Below are 20,045 nucleotides of genomic sequence, written 5' to 3' on the forward strand. Positions count from 1 at the left end.
AAGAGGGGTTTGCCCAAGCTCGAAGTAGCGTTGCCCTCCCTGCTCGACCACCCCATCAGGTTCGAGTTCGGGACACCATGGACATGACAACCAGTGGTCATCGGGATGGACCCGCACAAACGCCAACGCCGAACCGGTCTGTGCCGGCCGCGACGCGGCCATCCCGTGTGTCCTCACGGGCGTCCGCAGTGGTGCTCGAAGAGGCATGACGCCACGGATCCGCAAGTGGGACAACCGCTTTGCGGTGAGTGCTAGGACTACGTCGGTCACGTTCTGTGGCAATGGCACGCCCCCGACCTGTGGCGGCGGTTCACCATCGCCTTGCAACGCGCCTTGGCCAGGTCGGCGGGTGTCGACGTCACGACGTTCCGCGAGGGCTGCCGGATCTCCTATTCGATGGTCGGAGTGAATCGAGCCACGTCGCGGACGATGGTTGGTGAACGCGACGCATCGATGGAGCACGCGCCTCAGCGGCCGCTCGTCCGCAGGACCGCGCACTCAGCGGCTACTTTCGCGAGGTGCCGCCGTGAGACGCCGTTCAGCCCAGCCCAAGGGTGGCGTCATCGGCAATGGAGTTCACACCGGCGTCACCGGCATGTCCGAGTAGCGGGCTGACGCCGAGCATCTGCTGGACCCCCGCGAGCGTCGAGTAATGGTTGTAGGCGACATTGGTGGTGCCGCCGGCCTGGGTGTACGGCGAGATGACGATAAAGGGAATCTGGGACGACTTGGAGTCGCCCTCGTCGAAGGTGATGATCACGGCGCTCTTGCCGGCGGCATACTCCGATGAAGCCAAGAGCGCGGGAATGAACGTGCTGGCCCAGCGGTCGCCAGCTTGGATCCGTTCGGACGCGGTGGTGGTCGCGGAGGTGCCGTGCATGATGTTGACCCGGTTGGGGATGACGAGGTTGAACTTGGCGCTCATCGCGTTGTGCGAGCCGAGCGGGATGGCGTACATCGGGCACAGCGTCTTTTGGGTGCGGGTGTAGTACTGGAAGGGTGTGTGTCCGACCTCGAAGAGGTCACCGGAGTTGCCCATAAAGCAGTTGCTGGGCATGCTCTCCGCCCACTCGCGGGCGTCAGGTCCCATGGCCTCGAAGATGCTGACGCTGTCCTGTGGCCAGATCCGGGGGAGCTTGGTGCCTGTGATGAGAACCTCCTTGCCACCGGAGTGGCCCGTGTACCCAGATGTGAGGGCGATGTAGTTGGTGAGGCTCGTCGTGGTCATGTGGTGCATGTTGGTGGCATACGAACAGGCGCGGGCCAGTGACGTCAGGTACGGCGCGTCTTGAGTGTTGCCGATGATCTTGGGCAGCGTCTTGTTCTCGAAGATGACCACGGTGAGGTGTTCCCACTGGCCGTACCCGGGCTGGGCACCGACCTGGGTCCCGCATCGGGTATCTGCCGTGCCCGTCGCTTGAACGAGTTCACTTGGCTGCCCCAAGGCGCCGGACAGACTCATCACGATCAAGCCCGCCACAGTCATGCCCAGCCCTGTGCCTCGCATGCTGCAAGGATCTCCCCGTTGCTGCGTATACGACATGGCTCAGTCGGGTCATCTTCGCCTGCATGGCCAGAACCCAAGCATGTCCTGACCCGTACGTTTATGTGCCCTCGGCGTGATTCGAACACGCGACACCTTCTTTAGGAGAGAAGTGCTCTTCCCCTGAGCTACGAGGGCGGGAAGGGCCCGGAGGCCGCGACCAGACTAGAGGACGGCATACTCGCGCGGGTGACGGCACCGGACTCCGCAGAGGCGACCACCCATCGCGATTCCGTGCAGCGGCGCACGGTCGCCACCTTGTCGATGTCCCAGATCCTCGGCGGCGTCTCGCTCGCAAGCGGGGTTGCCGTCGGCGCGCTGCTCGCCGAGCAGGTGTCCGGCTCACCCACCTACGCGGGACTCGGGTCGACCTTCCAGGTCATCGGCTCGGCCCTCATCGCCGTCCCCCTGGCCCGCCTCAGCGCCGCGCGGGGGAGGCGGCCGGGGCTCGTCCTCGGCTACGCGCTGTCGTTCGTCGGGGCGCTCGGGCTCATCGCCGCCGGCATCATCGGCAACTTCGCGCTACTCCTCGTGGCGAGCCTGCTCTTCGGCGGCTCGACGGCGTCGAACAACCAGGCGAGGTATGCCGCGGCCGACCTTGCGGACCCGTCTCACCGTGGGCGTGACCTGAGTCTGGTGGTGTGGGCCACGACGATCGGGAGCGTCCTCAGGCCCAACCTCGTCGGGCCGAGCGAGCCCGTGTCAGACCTACTCGGCATCCCGCGCCTCACCGGACCGTTCGTCTTCTCGCTCATCGGCCTGCTGCTGGCCATCGCGGTTCTCATCTGGCGACTGCGCCCGGACCCGCTGATCGAGGCCCGTCACCGACTCACGGCCTCCGACCCGAGTGCCTCCGGCCAGACGCACGGCTCGATCGGCCGTGGGTTGCGCGTCATCGTTGCGCGCCCGAAGGCGTTGCTCGGCCTCATCACGCTGGCCCTCGGACACGTGACGATGGTGAGTGTCATGGTCATGACGCCGCTGCACATGCGCCATGGCCACGCCGACCTCACGATCATCGGCTTTGTCATCAGCATGCACATCCTCGGGATGTTCGCGTTCTCGCCACTCACTGGCATGGCGGTCGACCGGCTCGGGGGCCGCGTCGTCGCGATGGTGGGATCGGGGATCCTCGTTGTGGCCACCTTGTTGGCGTCGACAGCGCCCATGGGTCACTCGACTCGTCTGCTCATCGCCCTCTTCCTCCTCGGGCTGGGCTGGTCCTGCACGCTCGTGTCCGGCTCAACCCTGCTCACCGGCGCGGTGCCGACCGCGGAGCGGCCCGGAGCCCAGGGAGCCAGCGATCTCGTCATGGGACTGTCCGCTGGCCTCGGTGGCGCGCTCGCCGGAGTGGTCGTCGACCGGGCGAGCTTCCACGCACTCTCGCTGGCCTGCCTCGTCATCGCCCTCGCGATCGGCGCGGCGGCCCTCGTCCTGCGGGACTCCACCGATCAGCACAGGTGAGACGCCACACCGAGTGCGGCACGGCATACCCGCTCGTCGTTGTTAGCCTGCTGAGGTGAGTGACATCGGACCGCAGTCAGAGATCGACTCGCGGACCGAGCGAGTCCGCCACGCAGTAGCCGGGTGGACCAGGCACCTCGTCGACCTGGGCGGGCGCAACACCCTGCTCTGGTATCGCGACCTCCCCACGGGAACCCTCGACCTGACGACCGCACACCCCGGCGGAGTCTCGATGCTCCTCGCAGGTCGTCCCACGCGACTCTCTGACCTCGTGCGCGAGCCGGCAGCGTTCGACGAAGCGCGCCGACGGGCCCGCACCATCTCCGGCAAGACGCGCGAGCTGCGCGAAGAGCGCGGCATCGACACGGGCTTCGTCGCCCTGGGCATGGCGACGTGGAGCCTCGGCCGGGGCAAGGCGGCCGCCGCACGCCAGCCGGCCGCGCCCGTCCTCCTGCGCAGCTGCACGCTGCGACCCACGACGCCGCAGCACGACGACTACGAGCTGGACCTCGGCGACGAGATCGAGTTCAACCCCGTCCTCGAGCACTACCTCGTGTCGGAGCAGGGTCTGTCGATCGACTCCGAGAAGCTCGAGGCCCTGACCCATACGTCCGGCGGGTTCGACCCCTATCCGGCGTATGCCGCCCTGACCGAGGCCTGCGCGGACATCCCCGATTTCGAGGTGACGCCACGGATCGTGCTCGGCACGTTCTCCTACGCCAAGCTGCCGATGGTCGCCGACCTTGCCACCCAGGGCGACGCGCTCGCTGACCACGACGTCATCGCGGCCATGGCCGGTGACCCGACGGCACTGCGCTCCGTGCGTCACGAGCTGCCCTCCCGACCGGCCGACAGCGTGCCCGACCCCGCCCAGGGGCTCCTCGTCCTCGACGCCGACTCCTCGCAGCAGGAGGCCATCGAGGCGGCCCGCTCCGGCGCGCACCTCGTCATCCACGGCCCTCCCGGGACCGGCAAGTCCCAGACGATCGCCAACCTCGTCGCCGCCCTCGCGGCCGACGGCAAGCGGGTCCTCTTCGTCGCCGAGAAGCGCGCCGCCATCGACGCCGTCGTCGGTCGACTCGATCGCATCGGACTGGCCGACCTCGTGCTCGACCTGCACGACGGTGCCCGTGGCCGACGCCGCATCGCCACCGAGCTCGCCGACGCCCTGCCCGGTCGCTCGACCAAACCGGCCGACCCTCCCGGGCGCGACGTCGACCGGTTGCGCGCCGCCGCCTCCACCCTGCGCGAGCACCGCGACGCGATGCACGAGTCACGTCACCCGTGGGGAGTCTCGGTCCATGACGTCCAGGAAGCCATCAGCGCCCTGGGGGCCAGCGAACACCCGCCGCGCTCCCACGTGCGCATCCGGGGTGAGGCGTTGCAGGCGCTGCCGCGCGAACGCTACGAGGTGCTCACCCGCGAGCTGACCCGCATCGCCTCTCTCGGTGCCTGGCGCACCGACCACGCCAGCGACCCGTGGTTCGGCGCCACCGTGCGCACCTCCGACGGGGCCGTCAAGGCTCGCGAGCTCGTCGAACGCTGGTCCGGGGATGGGATTCCCGAGGTCGGCACCACGCTCGCCGACGTGTTCACCGGTCTGCGTCTGCCCGCGTCCCGCACCGTGCGCGACTGGGGCCACATCCTCGACACCGTCTCGCAGGTCCGCGACACCCTCGAGGCCTTCCGCCCCGAGATCTTCGACGTCCCGCTCGGTGACTTCGTCGCCGCGACCGGCACCGCGGCATACCGATCGTCCGTCGGCGCCGACCTCGGGTGGTGGGAGCGACGCGGTCTCAAGAAGCAGGTGCGCCGCTACGTCCGTCCGGGACGTCCTCCGGCCGACCTCCACGCGGCCCTCCTCTCCGCCAACGAGCAGCGCAGTGCCTGGAAGCAGATGGCCGGCGCCGGTGGCCGGCCGGAAATGCCGTCCGATCTCGACCGCGCGATGACGGCGTATGCCGGTCTGTCCGCCGATCTGACCTGGCTCGAGGAGCGCGTCCCGTCCACCGAGGGCGCGCCCTCCCTGCACGACGTCCCGCGTGAAGAACTCAGTGCCCGCCTGCAGTCCCTCGCCGATGCGCCCGAGCGCCTCGCCGTCCTGCCGTCGGTCATCGGACCCGTCGAGTCGATGCGCGACGCCGGGCTGGGTGCTCTGCTGGACGACCTCTCGACCCGCGGTGTGGCCGCGGACCGCGTCGCTGCCGAAGCCGACTTCGTCTGGTGGAGCTCGGTGCTCGACGACATCGCCCTGCGCGACCCCCGGGTGGGCGCTCACGACGGTGAGGACCTGCGTCGCACTGTGGGTGAGTTCGCCACGGCGGACCGAGAAGTGCTGCGGCAGAACGCTGGTCGCGTTCGTGCGGCCGTTCGAGCCAACGTCGATCGCATCCTTGCCGACGCGCCCGAGTACGAGAGTGTCATCCGTGCCGAGGGCGCCAAGTCGCGGCGGCACCGTTCGCTGCGCGACCTGCTGCCCGCCACCGGTGAACTGCTCACGGCCGTCCGGCCGTGCTGGGTCATGAGCCCGCTCGTCGTCGCGTCCGTCCTGCCGCCCGGGGTGTGGTTCGACGTCGTCGTGTTCGACGAGGCGTCCCAGATCCCGCCGGCCGAGGCCGTGTCCGCGATCTCACGTGCGCGGCAGGTCGTCCTGGCCGGTGACGCGAAGCAGTTGCCGCCCACCTCCTTCTTCACGACCGTGACCGATGTCGGCGACGCCACGCCCGACGACTCCCTCACCGAGGGGGTCGAATCGGTGCTCGACGTCATGGCCGCAACGCTGCCGAGCCGGCGGCTGTCGTGGCACTACCGCTCGCAGGACGAGCGGCTCATCGCGTTCGCCAACGAGCACGTCTACGACGGGTCGCTCGTCACCTTCCCGGGCGCCGGGGCAGCACCCGTGCTGCGCCACGAGCTCGTTGACGGTGTCGGAGTCGTGGCCGAGGCGGCCGGAAGCGTCGAGACCACGCAGGCGGAGGTCGAACGGGTCGTCGAACTCGTCATCGAGCACGCGCAGAAGCGGCCGGGCGAGAGCCTCGGGGTCATCGCTCTCGGTCTGGCGCACACCCAGCGCCTCGACGACGCGGTGCGGCGGGCACTGCAGGGACTCGACGCGCAGACGGTGGCGTTCTTCAAGGAGGACGTCCACGAACGGTTCTTCATCAAGAACCTCGAGCGCGTCCAGGGCGACGAACGCGACGCCATCATCCTGTCGGTCGGCTACGGCAAGACGCCGCACGGTCGCGTTCTGCACCGCTTCGGACCGCTCAACGTCGAGGGCGGCGAGCGGCGTCTCAACGTCGCCATCACCCGGGCCAAGAAGCGCATGACCGTCGTGTCATCGATCAGCCCCGACGAGCTCGACCCGCAACGCCTCAAGGCTCGCGGGGCCCTGATGCTGCGCGACTACCTGGCACACGCTGCAGCAGCGTCCCCGGCGGCTCCGACCGGCCCGGTGTCCGGCGGCGAGGCGGCAGCGGACGGTCACGCTGCCGCCAGTCCGGCGCAGTCGATCGTCATGGCCGAGTTCGCGCGACGCCTGCGAGCCGGTGGCCTCATCGTCCACGAGCGTTACGGCTCGTCGGCCGATCCCATCGACCTCGCCGTCGAGGACCCCCACCACCGCGGTCGGCTCGCCGTCGCCGTGGAATCCGACGGACCGGAGTATGCCGCGATGTCCAGTGCACGCGACCGCGACCGGTTGCGTGCCGAGCACCTCGGGCGCCTCGGTTGGCGCCACCACCGGGTGTGGACCCGCGACGCCTTCCGCGACCCGGCCCGCGACGTGGCCAGGATCAAGGACCTCGCAGAACGCGGCGGGTCGTGACCCGACGTTCACGCCGTGCCTCGAGCGCTCCCCAGCAGGTCGGCTCCGACGAGGGGCTCACCTCGAGCCGGCCCAGCGACGCCGAGGCGAGCGAGCCCACAAAGGCGGACACACGGCATACGCCCAAGAAGGTCGAACAGACCAAGGACGACACGGACGTGGGTTGGGGTGAGCGCGGCGACGACGACGCGTCGGCGCGATGGCTGCGCGAGAACCGTCCGCCCCACTGGGACTGAGCGCACCAACTTCGTGCCCCTGACGGACGCGTCTCGCTGCCCTCGCCGTGTCCGTCAGGGGCACGAAGTCGAAGTGGCCCGCCCCGTGGCGGTTGGGTCAGTCAACCCGGGTGATGCGTTCTGGTCAGAGGGTGGGACGCGCGCGCACGCTGTCGCGGATCTCCTTGAGGAGCTCGGTGTTGGGGTCGATCGTCTCGGAGTCCGGCTCCGCCGGGAAGAACCGGTCCTTGGCGTGGGTGTAGGGCTTGACGATGAAGAAGTAGACGACGGCGGCGAGGATGAGGAAGCCGACGAGTGCGGTGGTGAACGCGCCGAGCGGCAGGCCGGCCGGCTTCCACGTGCCGAAGTCGGGGTTGCCGCCGATCTTCCCGACGAGCGCCATGATCACGTCAACCAGGGCCGTGACGACCTTGCCGAACGCGCCAGCAATGACGAACGCCACCGCGAGCTCGACCAGGTTGCCGTGCATCACGAAGTCCTTGAAGCCCTTCATGGGGTGCTGTCCTTTCAGTCGGAAATCTTGCTGCCCGACGGCACTCGCCGAAGCGCTGCCACAGTACAAGTTGTCCGGTGACCTTGAGCGTCCAGACTCAGGGCACGTCGTGGCCGACCGGGACCTCGTTCATCGGGTGATCACGGTCAGGATTCTCGGTGGGCCACCGTCTGGCCGTTGACCTGCGAAGACGCGGTGCAGACCCTCTGGTGACAGGGCAAGGACCAGCCCTCGTGGGAGGACGCCCGATCCGGGCAACGATCCGGTCAAGGAGGCGTTTTCGGGCGTGTCGATGGCCAGAACAAGGACGTCTCGGGCCAACGCCTCTCCGCCCGTGTCGGCGAAGATCGTGACCCGTTGACCGGCGCAGACGAGGTCGAGGGAGCGCTCGTCGGCGTGGAGAACGTGGGCAGCGACGGTGTCGGCGGGCAGGCCTTCCGCGGCGGACCGCGGGACCAGGCGAGACGTCGTGACGAGCTCTCCGGTCTGCATGGCCGACACGAGACGGCGGCCGACGAGGTCGCGTGGCTCGCCCACGGCCCCGACCGTGCCCGGGCTGTCCGGCCCGCCGGGGAGCCTCGCGGTGCGGAGGTCGGCAGCGGTCAGGACCGCACCCGGCGGCAGGTCTCTGGCTGCGACCAGGGCTGAGGTGGTCGGCGGGGCTGGCGGCCGCACGAGCGCGAGCAGCATGAGCACGGCCGCCACCGCGCACAGGGCTGAGGCGCCTCGGCGCAGGACCCAGCGCCACCAGTGCGCCCTTCGCGAGGGCCCGAGGATCGCGGGGCGAGGAAGGGCAGGAAGGTGCGGTCGTGGCATGGCAGCGACGCTAGGTTCGGCCGCCGACGAGGGGGAGGGTGCGGACCAAAGCTGTGGATGAAAGGGCCGTTGAGGCACCGCCTGTGGATGTCGGCGAGTGCTGGTGGAGGCCCGTCATTCGCTGTGGCGGGGTGTGCGCCAGTACGGTCGTGACGTGAGCGATGACAGTGTGACCCCCGAAGAGACCGAACAGACCACCTTTTCCGACCTCGGTCTCGACGAGAGAGTCCTGCGGGCCCTCAAGGACGTGGGCTACGAGACGCCGTCCCCGATCCAGGCCGCGACCATCCCCGCGCTCCTCGCGGGACGCCACGTCGTGGGCCTCGCGCAGACCGGAACGGGCAAGACGGCGGCCTTCGCGCTGCCCATCCTCAGCCGCCTCGACCTCAAGCAGAAGACGCCCCAGGCCCTGGTGCTCGCGCCGACCCGTGAGCTCGCGCTCCAGGTCTGCGAGGCGTTCGAGAAGTACGCGTCGCGCATGCCCGGCGTCCACGTGCTGCCCGTCTACGGCGGTCAGGCCTATGGCGTGCAGCTCAGCGCCCTGCGTCGTGGCGTCCACATCGTCGTCGGCACCCCCGGCCGCATCATGGACCACCTCGAGAAGGGCACCCTGGACCTCTCGGAGCTGCGTTTCCTCGTGCTCGACGAGGCCGACGAGATGCTCAAGATGGGCTTCGCCGAGGACGTCGAGACGATCCTCGCCGACACCCCCGCCGAGAAGCATGTCGCCCTGTTCTCCGCGACGATGCCCTCGCAGATCCGCCGCATCTCCAAGAAGTACCTCACCGACGCTCTCGAGATCACGGTCGAGCGGACGACGGAGACGGCGCCCAACATCACCCAGCGCTACCTCTTCTGCTCCTACCCGCAGAAGATCGACGCCCTGACGCGCATCCTCGAGGTCGAGAACTTCGAGGGCATGATCGTCTTCGTCCGCACCAAGAACGAGACCGAGATGCTCGCGGAGAAGCTGCGCGCGCGTGGCTTCTCGGCGACGGCGATCAACGGCGACATCGCCCAGAACCAGCGCGAGCGCACCGTGGCCCAGCTCAAGTCCGGAAAGCTCGACATCCTCGTGGCGACCGACGTCGCGGCCCGCGGTCTCGACGTCGAGCGGATCAGCCACGTCGTCAACTACGACATCCCCACCGACACCGAGTCCTACGTGCACCGCATCGGTCGCACGGGTCGCGCCGGCCGTTCCGGCGACGCGATCTCGTTCGTCACGCCGCGCGAGAAGTACCTGCTCAAGGCGATCGAGAAGGCCACGAAGACCACCCTCACCGAGATGCAGCTGCCCTCGGTCGAGGACATCAACGCCACGCGACTCGGCCGCTTCGACGACCACATCACGACGGCGCTCGCGTCGAGCGAGCTCGATGCCTTCCGCGACGTCATCGCGCACTACGTCCGCAACCACGACGTTCCCGAGGCCGACGTGGCTGCGGCGCTGGCGATCGTGCTCCAGGGCGACGAGCCGATGCTGCTCGGTCCTGACCCGGTCCGCCCGCCGCGGCGCGAGCGTGACGCTGGAGGCGCTCAGGGCGGTCGCGAGTTCTCTGACCGTGGCCCTCGTCGCGATGACCGTGGCGGAAGCCGCTTCGACAAGAGCGGTGGAAGTGAGCGTCCCGCCCGTCGAGGATCGAACGTCCCGATGGCGACCTACAGGATCGCCGTGGGGCGTCGCCACAAGGTGGAGCCGCGTCAGATCGTCGGCGCTCTCGCCAACGAGGGCGGGCTCGGCCGTCAGGACTTCGGCCACATCGACATCCGCGCGGACCACTCGCTCGTCGAGCTGCCCGCGACCCTGCCCGCCGGCACGTGGGACCTCCTGCGCACCACGCGGATCTCGGGACAGCTCATCGAGCTGAGCGAGTCGAGCGAGCGCGGCGGACGCCTCGACAAGAAGCCGCACCGCAAGGGCGGCCCGCGGGACCGCTGACCCGTGTCCCCAACCGCCCTATGGGGACTGGTCAGGGACGAGGCGTCGGGGTCAGGCCGACTTGGCGGACGTCGCCGAGCTGCTGCTGGAGGAGCTCGACGAGGTCGCGGCGCTCTTTGACGAGTCGCTCGAACTGGAGCTGCTCGAGCTGCCGGACTCGGTCGAGCTGCTGGTCGAGGCCGAAGGGGTGCTGCTGCTGGCGGCGGCGCGCGAGTCCGTGCGATAGAAGCCGCCGCCCTTGAAGACGACTCCGACGGAGTTGAACACCTTGCGCAGGGATCCGTCGCACTCGGGGCAGATCGACAGCGAGTCGTCGCTGAACGACTGCACGACCTCGAAACGGTGGTCGCATTCGCGACACGCATAGGCGTACGTGGGCACGGGGTTCCCTCCTGGGCACTGCGGGATGAGCGCTTCCAAGGATACGGAACGCTGGGGGATGCTCCGGTATGCCGCCCACGCACCGAGCCATCCGGCATACCGGATCGTCGTTCTTGCGTTTCGGACCGGCTCAGGTGGTGGGTGGGGGACCGGAGGGTGACCAGCCGGCGAGGCGGCCTCCGCGGCTCACGGCATACAGGCGCTTCTCGACGACCGAGCGGACCGCAGCGGGCGTGACGACGAGCAACTGGTCGCCGCGGCGCAGCGGCGTCGTCTCCTTCGGCACGAACGAGACGCCGTCGCGCACGATGAGCGCCACGTTGACGCCCGAGGGAAGGCGCAGCTCATAGACCTGGACGCCGGACAGGCGTGACGTCGGCCCCACCGAGACCTCGATGAGGTGCGCGCCGATGTCGTCAAAAGCCGTCGCCTCCAGGGTGAGGTCGACCGAATGGTGCGACGTGTCGAGGCCCAGCCTGTGCGCGACCCAGGGCAGTGTCGGCGCCTGGACGAGCGTGAAGATGATGACGAGGACGAAGACGAGGTTGAAGATCCCCTGCACGCCCTCGGTGCCGAGGGTCATCGGCACCGTCGCGAGCACGACGGGCACAGCTCCACGCAGACCCGCCCACGACAGGAAGGCCTGCGAACGCCAGCTCAACCCGAACGGTGTGCAGGACACGATCACCGACAGCGGTCGGGCGATCAGCAGCAGGACGAGCCCCAGCACGAGGGCGGGCAGCAGCTGCGACGGGAACCCGGCGGGGTCGGCGAGCAGGCCGAGCAGGACGAACAACCCGATCTGGGCGAGCCACCCGAGTGCTGTCGAGAACCCCAGGACGGCTGCCCGGTGGGGAAGTCCCATGTTGCCGAGGAGCAACGACGCGAGGTAGCAGGCGATGAACCCGGACGCGTGGACGACGTCGGCAGCGGCATACGCCAACACCGAGATCGTCACGACCCCGATGGCGAACAGGGCCGACGACCCACCGGCAACGCGGGCCATGAGGTGGCCACCGAGCCACCCCACGGCCAGCCCGACGGCGGAGCCGACGACGAGTTCGACGACAACCGTGCCCACGATCGACCACCAGGAGAGCCCGCCAGAGCTGGCGGTCTGGGCCGCGAACGCGGTGACGAGGATGACCACGGGGGCGTCGTTGAAGCCCGACTCGGCCTCGAGCATGCCGCTGATCCGGCGCGGCAACGGGACCCTGCGCAGGACGGCGAAGACGGCGGCGGCGTCGGTCGAGGCGAGGATCGCGCCGATGAGCAGGGCAACGTTCCATGACATGTCGAGGACGAAGTGGGCGGCGACGGCGACGACTGCGATGGACACGACGACGCCGACGGTCGCGAGGGCGGCGGCCGGGGCGAGCGAGCCCTTGATCGACTCCCACTTCGTCGTCACACCCCCCTCCGTGAGGATGAGGACGAGCGCGGCGTACCCAAGGACCTGCGTGAGCTCCTCGTCGGAGAAGTCGATCCCGAAGCCCCGGTTGCCCAGCGCGAGACCGATGCCGAGATAGATGAGCAGCGACGGCAGGCCCGAACGGGTCGAGAGCCGCACCGCAGCGATGGCGGTGATGAGGACTGCCGTGCCGATGAGCAGCGCCATCGAGAGGGCGTGCAGGTCGCCGGACTCGGCCGCAGCCAACGTGTCGGCGGCCGAGTGAATCACCGTGCCCTGGGCACCGCTGAGGGCGCGCGGCACACCCAGGGTGTCGATCACGGCCCGTCCTCGCTCGTCGTCTCGCCTGACTGTCCTAGTCTCGCAGGGTGACTTCACACCGTGTTGCCCGACGGGTGGCGTTCGCGGTCATCGGCGTCCTCGCCGTGACCGCTCTCGTTCTCTCGATCGTCGGCGTCTCCCTCATCCGACGCTCCTTCCCGCAGACCGAGGGCGAGATCACCATCGCCGGTCTGAGCGGCAGGGTGGACGTCCTGCGGGATGAGCACGGTGTGCCCCAGATCTACGGAGACAGCGTCACGGACATCGCCAAGGCGCAGGGTTTCGTCCACGCCCAGGACCGCTTCTTCGAGATGGACCTGCGCCGCCACGTGACGTCGGGCCGCCTCTCCGAACTCGTGGGCGACGCCGGGCTCGAGACCGACAAGGTCATCCGCACCATGGGTTGGCGGCGCATCGCCGAGGCCGAGCTGCCCACGCTGGAGCCGTCGACGCGCACCTATCTCCAGGCCTATGCCGATGGGGTGAACGCCTACCTGCGTGGCCGGTCGCCGTCGCAGGCGTCGCTCGAATACGTGGTCCTCGGCACGAGCGTCAAGGACTACCGCATCGAGGACTGGACTCCGGCCGACTCGATCGCGTGGCTCAAGGCGATGGCGTGGGACCTGCGCGGCGACTACTCCGACGAGCTCGCCCGCGCCCGCCTCTCCACCCGCATCTCCCCGGCCCAGATCGCCGAGCTCTATCCGGCCTACGACCTCGCCAGGAAGCCGATCCTCTCGCCGCAGGACTGGCGTGCGCCCGTCGCGCAGAGCCAGCAGTCGTCGGCCGTGCCGTCTGCGCTGAGCGTGCCCGCCGCTGCGCTTTCGGGTTCGTCGTCGAGCAGGGACGGCGCCGCGAGCACCGTCACGAGCCCTTCGGCACAGCGGGCGTATGCCGCCGTCGGACGTGCGCTCGAAGCCGTGCCTGCGCTGTTGGGTCGCGGAGACGGCATCGGCTCCAACTCGTGGGTCGTTGGACCCGGCAAGTCCTCGACGGGCAAGCCGCTGCTCGCCAACGACCCGCACCTCAGCCCCGGCCAGCCCGGGATCTGGTACCAAGTGGGCCTGCACTGCCGCAAGACCTCGGACCAGTGTCCGCTCGACGTCTCCGGCTTCTCGTTCTCCGGTGTTCCCGGTGTCGTCATCGGCCACAACAACCGGATCTCGTGGGGCTTCACCAACCTCGGGCCCGACGTGAGCGACTTCTATCTCGAGAAGCTCGACGGTGACAAGGCCTTGCGTGGCGACGCGTGGGAGCCGCTCACCACCCGACGCGAGGTCATCAAGGTCGCCGGTGCCGCTGACGAGACGATCACCGTGAGGGCGACCCGTCACGGGCCCCTCATGTCGGACGTCATCGCCAACCTCGACGACGCCGGTGAGCGCTCCCCGGTGCCCCAGTCCGAGGGGCCGGCGGCGCCCGGTCAGGACTACGCCGTGTCGATGGCGTGGACCGGTCTGCGCGCGAGCAAGACGGCCGATGCCATCTTCTCGATCAACGTGGCCCAGAACTTCGACGAGTTCCGCGAGGCGGCCAAGTCGTTCGCGGTCCCCGCCCAGAACCTCGTCTATGCCGACGTCGACGGCCACATCGGCTACCAGGCGCCCGGCCAGGTGCCGGTGCGGGTGTCGGCTTTCCCCGGCGCGCCTCCGGGCTACTGGCCCGCTCCCGGCTGGGACGAGGCCTATGACTGGCAGGGCGACGTGCCGTTCGAGTCGATGCCCACGTCACTTGACCCCGTCGAGGGGTTCATCGTCGCCGCGAACCAGGCCGTGACGGCGAGCACCACACCGTTCCTCACGACCCAGTGGGACTACGGCTACCGGGCCCAACGCATCCGCGACCTCATCGAGACGGCCACCAAGGGTGGCGGCAAGATCTCGGTGCCGAAGATGGCGGACATGCAGATGGACTCCCGCAACGAGTTCGCGCCGACGCTGGTCAAGGCGCTGCTTGCGGTGCCTCTGGGTGACGCCGACGACTCCGACCAGGAGGTCGCCTTCACCCGCGAGGCGCAGGACCTGCTGCGCGACTGGGACCACACGACCCCCGCCGATGACTCCCCCTCGGGGGCTGCGGCGGCCTACTACAACGCCGTGTGGGCCAACCTCCTCCAACTGCTCTTCGATGACGAGGTGCCCGAGGACCTGCAGGCCGACGGCGGCAGTCGCTACATGGCCGCGGTCGGGCGCCTCCTCGCCAAGCCCAAGAGCGCCTGGTGGGACAACCGCCAGACGGCCGGCATCACCGAGGGCCGCGACGAGATCCTGCGTCAGGCCCAGGTCGAGGCTCGCCTCGAGCTCACCAAGCGCCTCGGCAAGGACCCGGACGACTGGCGCTGGGGTTCGCTGCACACCCTGGAGCTCAAGCACCAGGTCCTCGGTGGCGACAGCGTCCCCGGCATCGTGCGCAGCATCTTCAACCGTGGTGGTTTCGAGATGCCCGGTGGCTCGGCGATCGTCGATGCCAACGGCTGGGACGCCAGCTTGGGCTACGAGACCGACTGGGCGCCGTCGATGCGCATGGTCGTCGACCTCGGCGGCCTGGACCGCTCGACCTGGGTCAACCAGACCGGCGCCAGCGGGCACGCCTTCAACGGTCACTACGACGACCAGACGCAGGACTGGGTCGAGGGTCGGCAGCACCCGTGGCCCTTCAGCGAGAAGGCCGTTCGCGAGGCGGCCGAGGACGAGCTCACCCTCGTCCCCAGGACGGACTGACGTCGCGATCACCTAGAGCCAGGTGATCCCGTCGACGGTGAGCATGCCGTGGACGGGCTGGTCATGGTCGTCGCGAGGGAGCCGCACGCTGTGCACCTCACCCGGGTGCAGGACGACGACGACTCGGGCGTGCGGGCCCAGGCGGGCGAGCGCGCGGTCATAACTGCCGCCACCTCGCCCGAGGCGGGTCCCGACGAGGTCGACGCCCAGACCGGGAGTGAGGACGAGACCGGCGGCCGAGATCGTGTCGGGACCGAGCGGCATACGCCGCTCGTCCTGGGCGTCGCACCAGTCAAGATCGTTGTCCGACAACGTGATGGGAACGATGACGCGTATGCCGTGTGCCACCAGTGCGTCGACCGTCGCCGCCGTGGGTGGCTCGCTCCGCAGCGCCTCGTAGGCCGCCACGGTGTGGCCCGGAGCGAGGGCGAGTTCGCGCACGAGGGCGACGGACTGCGCGGCCAGGGCGAGGTCGTCGGCACCACGGTCACGCGAGGCGGCGATCTCACGTCGGGCAGCAATGAGTGTCGGGCGCAATGCGGCCTTCTCCTGGCTGACGCGGTCCTGGGTCATTCACACAGTCTCGCCGCAGACAGCACTGCGGAGGCACGGAGCGGTCCCCTAGGGTGGCGGCCATGGGTGAAGATGGCCTCGGACGGGGCACCGATCTGATGCGCGCGCGTGGGGTGGATGAACGGGCGGTCATGGCCTTCACCCGGTTCTACGCGATGCTCGAGCACGACGCGACGGGGCACATCCTCGAGGACACGATCGAACCGCTGGGCGAGGTGCATGCCCTCACGGACATCGAGCTCACCGATGCCGAGGCGCGCGACGCGCTCGCCACGACGGTTGTGCTCAAGCTCAATGGGGGCCTCGGCACGTCGATGGGCATCAGTGGGCCCAAGTCGGCGTTGCCCGTGCGTGACGGGCTCAGCTTCCTCGACATCATCGCCCGCCAGGTCCTCGCTCTCCGCAAGCAGTACGACGTCGAGCTGCCGGTCGTCTTCATGGACTCGTTCCGGACCCAGTCAGAGACACTGGAGATCCTCGCGGCCTACGACGACCTCAAGGTCGAGGGAGTGCCGCTCAGTTTCCTCCAGAGCGCCGAACCCAAGCTCCGTGCCGATGACCTCACTCCCGTCTCGTGGCCCGATGACCCCGAACTCGAGTGGTGCCCACCGGGACACGGCGACGTCTACATCGCCCTCCAGTCCAGTGGCCTGCTGGACACGTTGCGCGAGAGGGGTTTTCGTCACCTCTTCCTGTCGAATGCAGACAACCTGGGAGCGGTGTGCGACCCCCGGGTCCCTGCATGGATGGCCGACCAGGACATCCCCTACGTGGCTGAGGTCTGCGCCCGCACGCGCAACGACCGCAAGGGTGGACACCTGGCCCGACGTCGCGACGACGGGCGCCTCGTCCTGCGCGACTCGGCCCAGGTGGCGCCGGGCGAGGAGAGTTTCTTCGCCGACAACGAGCGGCACGAGTTCTTCCACGTCAACAACCTCTGGATCGACCTCGACGTCCTCGCGACCCAGCTCGCCGATCGCGCCGGAGTGCTCGAGCTGCCGATCATCGTCAACCGCAAGACCGTGGACCCGACTCGCAAGGACTCGACGCCGGTCATCCAGATCGAGTCGTCCATGGGCACGGCCATCGAGGTCTTCGAGGGTTCGCAGGCGATCTTCGTGCCGCGCGACCGCTTCCGCCCGGTGAAGACCACCAATGAACTGTTGTTGGTGCGCTCCGATCTGTATGAGCTCGATGCCGCGAGCCGGGTGGTCTCACTCATCGACCACGAGGAGCCGTTCATCGACCTGTCGAGCGAGTTCAAGTTCGTCACGGACTTCGAGGCGCGCTTCCCTCACGGGATCCCGTCGATCCGTGAGGCTCGATCGCTCAGCGTCAACGGTGACGTCACCTTTGGTCGCGACGTGGTCTGCGTGGGTGACGTGACCGTGCGTGCCGACTCGCCGCGCGTCATCGACGACGGTGCCCGTCTCGAAGGTGACGCGTGAGGACGGTCGACGAGCACCGGGCGGCATTGCTCGCCCTCGTCTCGTCCCTGCCCTCGGTGACGGTGCCGTTGGCCGAGTCCCTCGGACGCGTGCTGGCCGCCGATGTCGTTGCAGCAGTGGACCTTCCGGGCTTCGACAACAGTGCCATGGATGGGTATGCCGTCCGCTCGGCCGACGTCTCCGGGGCCAGTTCCGCTTCGCCAGCGGTGCTGGACGTCGATGGAGACATCGCTGCCGGGGACACCCGCCGTCACGTCCTGCGGCCCGGTCTGGCGATGCGGATCATGACGGGTGCGCCGCTCCCTGAGGGCGCCGATGCGATCGTTCCGGTGGAGGCGAGCGACGGGGGAGTGGCGCGTGTTTCGCTCACGTTGGCGGCCGAGGTCGGACGCCACCTGCGCTTGCAGGGCGAGGACGTGAAGGTGGGCGATGTGGTGCTCCGGGCCGGCACTCACCTGGGCCCGGGCCAGGTGGCGCTCGCTGCTGCGTCGAACGTTGCCGAACTGACGGTTGCCCCACGGCCGCGCGTCTCGATCCTGTCCACCGGTGACGAGCTGGTGCTGCCGGGACAGTCGCTCGAGCATGGCCAGATCGTCGACTCCAACAGCGTGATGCTGGCTGCCCTGGTCACCGCCGCAGGCGCAGACGTCATGGGGAGCGGCCACCTCAACGACGACGCCGACGCCATGGCGTCGTTGCTCCAGGACATGCCCGGGCAGCCCGACCTCATCCTCACGACGGGCGGGGTGTCGATGGGGGCCTACGACACCGTCAAGGAAGTCCTGTCGACCACCGGGACGGTCGAGTTCGTCAAGGTCGCCATGCGACCGGGGATGCCGCAGGGTGCCGGCGTGGTGGGTGAGCGGCGCACCCCGATCATCACGTTGCCGGGCAACCCCGTGAGTTCGTTCGTGTCGTTCCACGTCTTCGTGCTGCCCGTGCTGCGCGCTCTGGCCGGTCTCGACCCCGAGGTGCCGACGACGCAAAGCGTTGCAACACAGGGATGGTCGTCGATCGAGGGCAGGGCTGAGTTCACCAGGGTCGTGCTCGGGCCCGACGGTGTTCGACCCTCTGGTGGGCAGGGGTCCCACATGCTCGGAGCCCTGGCCGAGGCAACCCACTTGGCCGTCGTCGCCGCCGACGTCACGCAGATCCGGGCCGGGGACGCGGTCCACCTCCTGCCGCTGGTGGGGCAGGATTCATCTCGTGGCCACCGATGACTCCAGCAGCCCCCCTCACAGCGGGCTGACGCACGTCCGGGCTGACGGGACGGCGCACATGGTCGACGTCTCGGCCAAGGCCATCACCGCCCGTGAAGCCAGTGCCCGCGGGCGGGTTCTCCTGTCGCCGGTGGCCGTGGCCGCCCTGCGGGACGGGACCGTCCCCAAGGGTGACGCGCTCGCGGTCGCCCGGCTCGCCGGCATACAGGCGGTCAAGCGCGCACCGGAGCTCATTCCGCTCGCGCACCCGGTGGCCGTCCACGCAGCCTCGGTCGACCTGGACGTCGTCGACGACGGCGTCGACATCGCGGCCACCGTTCGAACTGCCGACCGCACCGGCATCGAGATGGAAGCCCTCACGGCCGTGAGCGTTGCCGCCCTCGCCCTCATCGACATGGTCAAGGCCGTCGACAAGCACGCCCGCATCACCGACGTGCGCGTCACTGCGAAGTCCGGTGGCCGCTCCGGCGACTGGGTCGAGCCGTGAGCACCGAGCCGGGCCTCGCCGGCCGCCGCGCCATCGTCGTCACGGCCTCGACACGCGCATCGCAGGGCGTCTACCCCGACAAGGGTGGGGCTCTCATCGTCGAGACCCTGCGCGCCTGGGGGGCCGAGGTGGACGACCCCACCGTCGTGGCCGACGCCGACATCGCCGAGACACTCGCTGCTGCCCTGGCGGTAGGGCCCGACCTCCTCATCACGACCGGCGGCACCGGCATCAGCCCTACGGATGCGACTCCCGAGGCGACCGCCCCGCTGCTCGATCGGGGGATCCCCGGGATCGCCGAGGCGATCCGTGCGGCCGGAGTCGCCGCGGGTGTGCCGACGGCGATGCTGTCGCGCGGACTCACCGGTGTGGCCGGTGCGACGCTGGTCGTCAACCTGCCCGGGTCGACCGGTGGGGTGCGCGACGCTCTCGCGGTGCTCGAACCCGTCCTTGGCCACGCCCTCAGCCAGCTCGCGGGAGGTGACCACTGATGCACTGGAACCGTCCGCGTCGGGGCTGGTCACTGCTCCTGGCCGGCACCACGCCCCGGGGTGTGCCGATCCTGCTGCGGCCGCTGCGACCGGAGGACGCCGACGAGTACACGTCAGTGCGTGCGCTCAACCGTCACTGGCTCAGCCCGTGGGATGCCACCTCGCCCACGCCGGCAACCTCGCCTCGGACCTTCGACGACCTCGTCACCCTCTATCAGGAGGATGCGCTCGCCGGGCGGATGATCCCACTCGTCATCGAGACCGACGGCCGGCTCGTGGGGCAGCTCAACGTCAGCAACATCGTCATGGGGTCGCTCCGGTCGTGCACGGTCGGCTACTGGGTGGCGCAATCGGTCGCCGGCAAGGGGATCATCCCGACGGCGCTCGCGCTCGTCGCCGACCACGTCATCCGGGATCTCGACCTGCACCGGATCGAGATCAACATCCGGCCCGAGAACACCGCCAGCCTGGCCGTCGTCCGCAAGCTCGGCTTTCGCGACGAGGGTCTGCGTGAGCGGATGCTCCACATCGACGGAGACTGGCGCGATCATCGCTCTTTCGCCCTGACGACAGAGGATCTCGCCGGTGGGACGGTCATGGACCGTTTGACCCACACGTCACAACAGTCACGTGGGCGACACACCGTAGAGGGTCCGACTGACTGACCCTCTGC

Annotated in this window: 16 protein-coding genes, 1 tRNA gene and 1 pseudogene; 11 read left to right on the forward strand and 7 right to left on the reverse strand. The window is 69.1% G+C overall.

Annotation, left to right across the window (positions count from 1 at the left end; all coding sequences use genetic code 11):
• Nucleotides 1–105 precede the first annotated feature (105 nt).
• Nucleotides 106–615 (forward strand): annotated as a pseudogene (locus ACFQRE_RS06005) (replication initiator).
• Here ACFQRE_RS06005 and ACFQRE_RS06010 read toward each other — a convergent pair.
• Together ACFQRE_RS06010 and ACFQRE_RS06015 are read right to left on the reverse strand one after the other, a co-directional pair.
• Entirely contained in the window at nucleotides 539–1,507 is a 969-nt protein-coding gene (locus ACFQRE_RS06010; RefSeq protein WP_380119943.1) for an alkaline phosphatase family protein, read from the reverse strand. The pseudogene ACFQRE_RS06005 and the gene ACFQRE_RS06010 overlap by 77 nt on opposite strands.
• 102 nt (nucleotides 1,508–1,609) lie before the next feature.
• Nucleotides 1,610–1,681, reverse strand: a tRNA-Arg gene (locus tag ACFQRE_RS06015).
• Nucleotides 1,682–1,732: 51 nt separating this feature from the next.
• Between ACFQRE_RS06015 and ACFQRE_RS06020 the strand changes: the two genes are divergently transcribed.
• Genes ACFQRE_RS06020 through ACFQRE_RS06030 form a run of 3 tightly spaced genes read left to right on the forward strand, consistent with a single transcriptional unit; the run spans nucleotide 1,733 to nucleotide 7,069 of the window.
• On the forward strand, nucleotides 1,733–3,007 hold the full coding sequence (locus tag ACFQRE_RS06020; RefSeq protein WP_380119945.1) for an MFS transporter: 1,275 nt from the start codon (nucleotides 1,733–1,735) through the stop codon (nucleotides 3,005–3,007).
• Between the two features lie 55 nt (nucleotides 3,008–3,062).
• Nucleotides 3,063–6,833, forward strand: a complete 3,771-nt coding sequence (locus tag ACFQRE_RS06025) for an AAA domain-containing protein (RefSeq protein WP_380119947.1) — start codon at nucleotides 3,063–3,065, stop codon at nucleotides 6,831–6,833.
• The gene (locus tag ACFQRE_RS06030; protein WP_380119949.1) at nucleotides 6,830–7,069 is read left to right on the forward strand and encodes a hypothetical protein; all 240 of its coding nucleotides are present in this window, start codon (nucleotides 6,830–6,832) and stop codon (nucleotides 7,067–7,069) included. The genes ACFQRE_RS06025 and ACFQRE_RS06030 overlap by 4 nt, the downstream gene beginning before the upstream one ends.
• Before the next feature lie 124 nt (nucleotides 7,070–7,193).
• On the opposite strand, the gene mscL is transcribed toward ACFQRE_RS06030, so the two are convergent.
• Together mscL and ACFQRE_RS06040 are read right to left on the reverse strand one after the other, a co-directional pair.
• Complete coding sequence (mscL, locus tag ACFQRE_RS06035; protein WP_380119951.1) at nucleotides 7,194–7,562, reverse strand: large conductance mechanosensitive channel protein MscL; 369 nt, start codon at nucleotides 7,560–7,562, stop codon at nucleotides 7,194–7,196.
• 129 nt (nucleotides 7,563–7,691) lie between these two features.
• Nucleotides 7,692–8,378: an SAF domain-containing protein gene (locus tag ACFQRE_RS06040; RefSeq protein ID WP_380119953.1), complete on the reverse strand. Its 687-nt coding sequence runs from the start codon at nucleotides 8,376–8,378 to the stop codon at nucleotides 7,692–7,694.
• Nucleotides 8,379–8,532: 154 nt separating this feature from the next.
• Between ACFQRE_RS06040 and ACFQRE_RS06045 the strand changes: the two genes are divergently transcribed.
• Nucleotides 8,533–10,320: a DEAD/DEAH box helicase gene (locus ACFQRE_RS06045; protein WP_380119955.1), complete on the forward strand. Its 1,788-nt coding sequence runs from the start codon at nucleotides 8,533–8,535 to the stop codon at nucleotides 10,318–10,320.
• 51 nt (nucleotides 10,321–10,371) lie between these two features.
• On the opposite strand, the gene ACFQRE_RS06050 is transcribed toward ACFQRE_RS06045, so the two are convergent.
• Together ACFQRE_RS06050 and ACFQRE_RS06055 are read right to left on the reverse strand one after the other, a co-directional pair.
• On the reverse strand, nucleotides 10,372–10,701 hold the full coding sequence (locus ACFQRE_RS06050; RefSeq protein ID WP_380119958.1) for an FmdB family zinc ribbon protein: 330 nt from the start codon (nucleotides 10,699–10,701) through the stop codon (nucleotides 10,372–10,374).
• Between the two features lie 130 nt (nucleotides 10,702–10,831).
• Nucleotides 10,832–12,433, reverse strand: coding sequence for a potassium/proton antiporter (locus tag ACFQRE_RS06055; protein WP_380119960.1), 1,602 nt, complete (start codon nucleotides 12,431–12,433; stop codon nucleotides 10,832–10,834).
• A gap of 47 nt (nucleotides 12,434–12,480) precedes the next feature.
• On the opposite strand from ACFQRE_RS06055, the gene ACFQRE_RS06060 reads away from it, so the two are divergent.
• Nucleotides 12,481–15,153, forward strand: a complete 2,673-nt coding sequence (locus ACFQRE_RS06060) for a penicillin acylase family protein (protein WP_380119962.1) — start codon at nucleotides 12,481–12,483, stop codon at nucleotides 15,151–15,153.
• A gap of 12 nt (nucleotides 15,154–15,165) precedes the next feature.
• On the opposite strand, the gene ACFQRE_RS06065 is transcribed toward ACFQRE_RS06060, so the two are convergent.
• Nucleotides 15,166–15,726 carry a 5-formyltetrahydrofolate cyclo-ligase gene (locus ACFQRE_RS06065; protein ID WP_380119964.1) on the reverse strand — a complete coding sequence of 187 codons (561 nt, stop codon included), beginning with the start codon at nucleotides 15,724–15,726 and terminating at the stop codon, nucleotides 15,166–15,168.
• A gap of 62 nt (nucleotides 15,727–15,788) precedes the next feature.
• On the opposite strand from ACFQRE_RS06065, the gene ACFQRE_RS06070 reads away from it, so the two are divergent.
• Genes ACFQRE_RS06070 through ACFQRE_RS06090 form a run of 5 tightly spaced genes read left to right on the forward strand, consistent with a single transcriptional unit; the run spans nucleotide 15,789 to nucleotide 20,037 of the window.
• Nucleotides 15,789–17,174: a UTP--glucose-1-phosphate uridylyltransferase gene (locus ACFQRE_RS06070; protein ID WP_380119966.1), complete on the forward strand. Its 1,386-nt coding sequence runs from the start codon at nucleotides 15,789–15,791 to the stop codon at nucleotides 17,172–17,174.
• A complete protein-coding gene (locus tag ACFQRE_RS06075) occupies nucleotides 17,171–18,394 on the forward strand; it encodes a molybdopterin molybdotransferase MoeA (RefSeq protein ID WP_380119968.1) in 1,224 nt (407 codons plus the stop codon). The genes ACFQRE_RS06070 and ACFQRE_RS06075 overlap by 4 nt, the downstream gene beginning before the upstream one ends.
• Nucleotides 18,395–18,452: 58 nt before the next feature.
• The gene (gene moaC / locus ACFQRE_RS06080; protein ID WP_380120444.1) at nucleotides 18,453–18,881 is read left to right on the forward strand and encodes a cyclic pyranopterin monophosphate synthase MoaC; all 429 of its coding nucleotides are present in this window, start codon (nucleotides 18,453–18,455) and stop codon (nucleotides 18,879–18,881) included.
• Nucleotides 18,878–19,372 (forward strand): MogA/MoaB family molybdenum cofactor biosynthesis protein, encoded by a 495-nt coding sequence (locus ACFQRE_RS06085; protein ID WP_380119970.1) that lies wholly within the window; start codon nucleotides 18,878–18,880, stop codon nucleotides 19,370–19,372. The genes moaC and ACFQRE_RS06085 overlap by 4 nt, the downstream gene beginning before the upstream one ends.
• The gene (locus ACFQRE_RS06090) at nucleotides 19,372–20,037 is read left to right on the forward strand and encodes a GNAT family N-acetyltransferase (RefSeq protein WP_380119972.1); all 666 of its coding nucleotides are present in this window, start codon (nucleotides 19,372–19,374) and stop codon (nucleotides 20,035–20,037) included. Before ACFQRE_RS06085 ends, ACFQRE_RS06090 begins: the two co-directional genes overlap by 1 nt.
• The last annotated feature ends 8 nt before the right edge of the window (nucleotides 20,038–20,045 follow it).

The organism is Knoellia pratensis, assembly GCF_042666395.1.
In the GTDB taxonomy this organism is placed as follows: Bacteria; Actinomycetota; Actinomycetes; order Actinomycetales; family Dermatophilaceae; genus Knoellia; species Knoellia pratensis.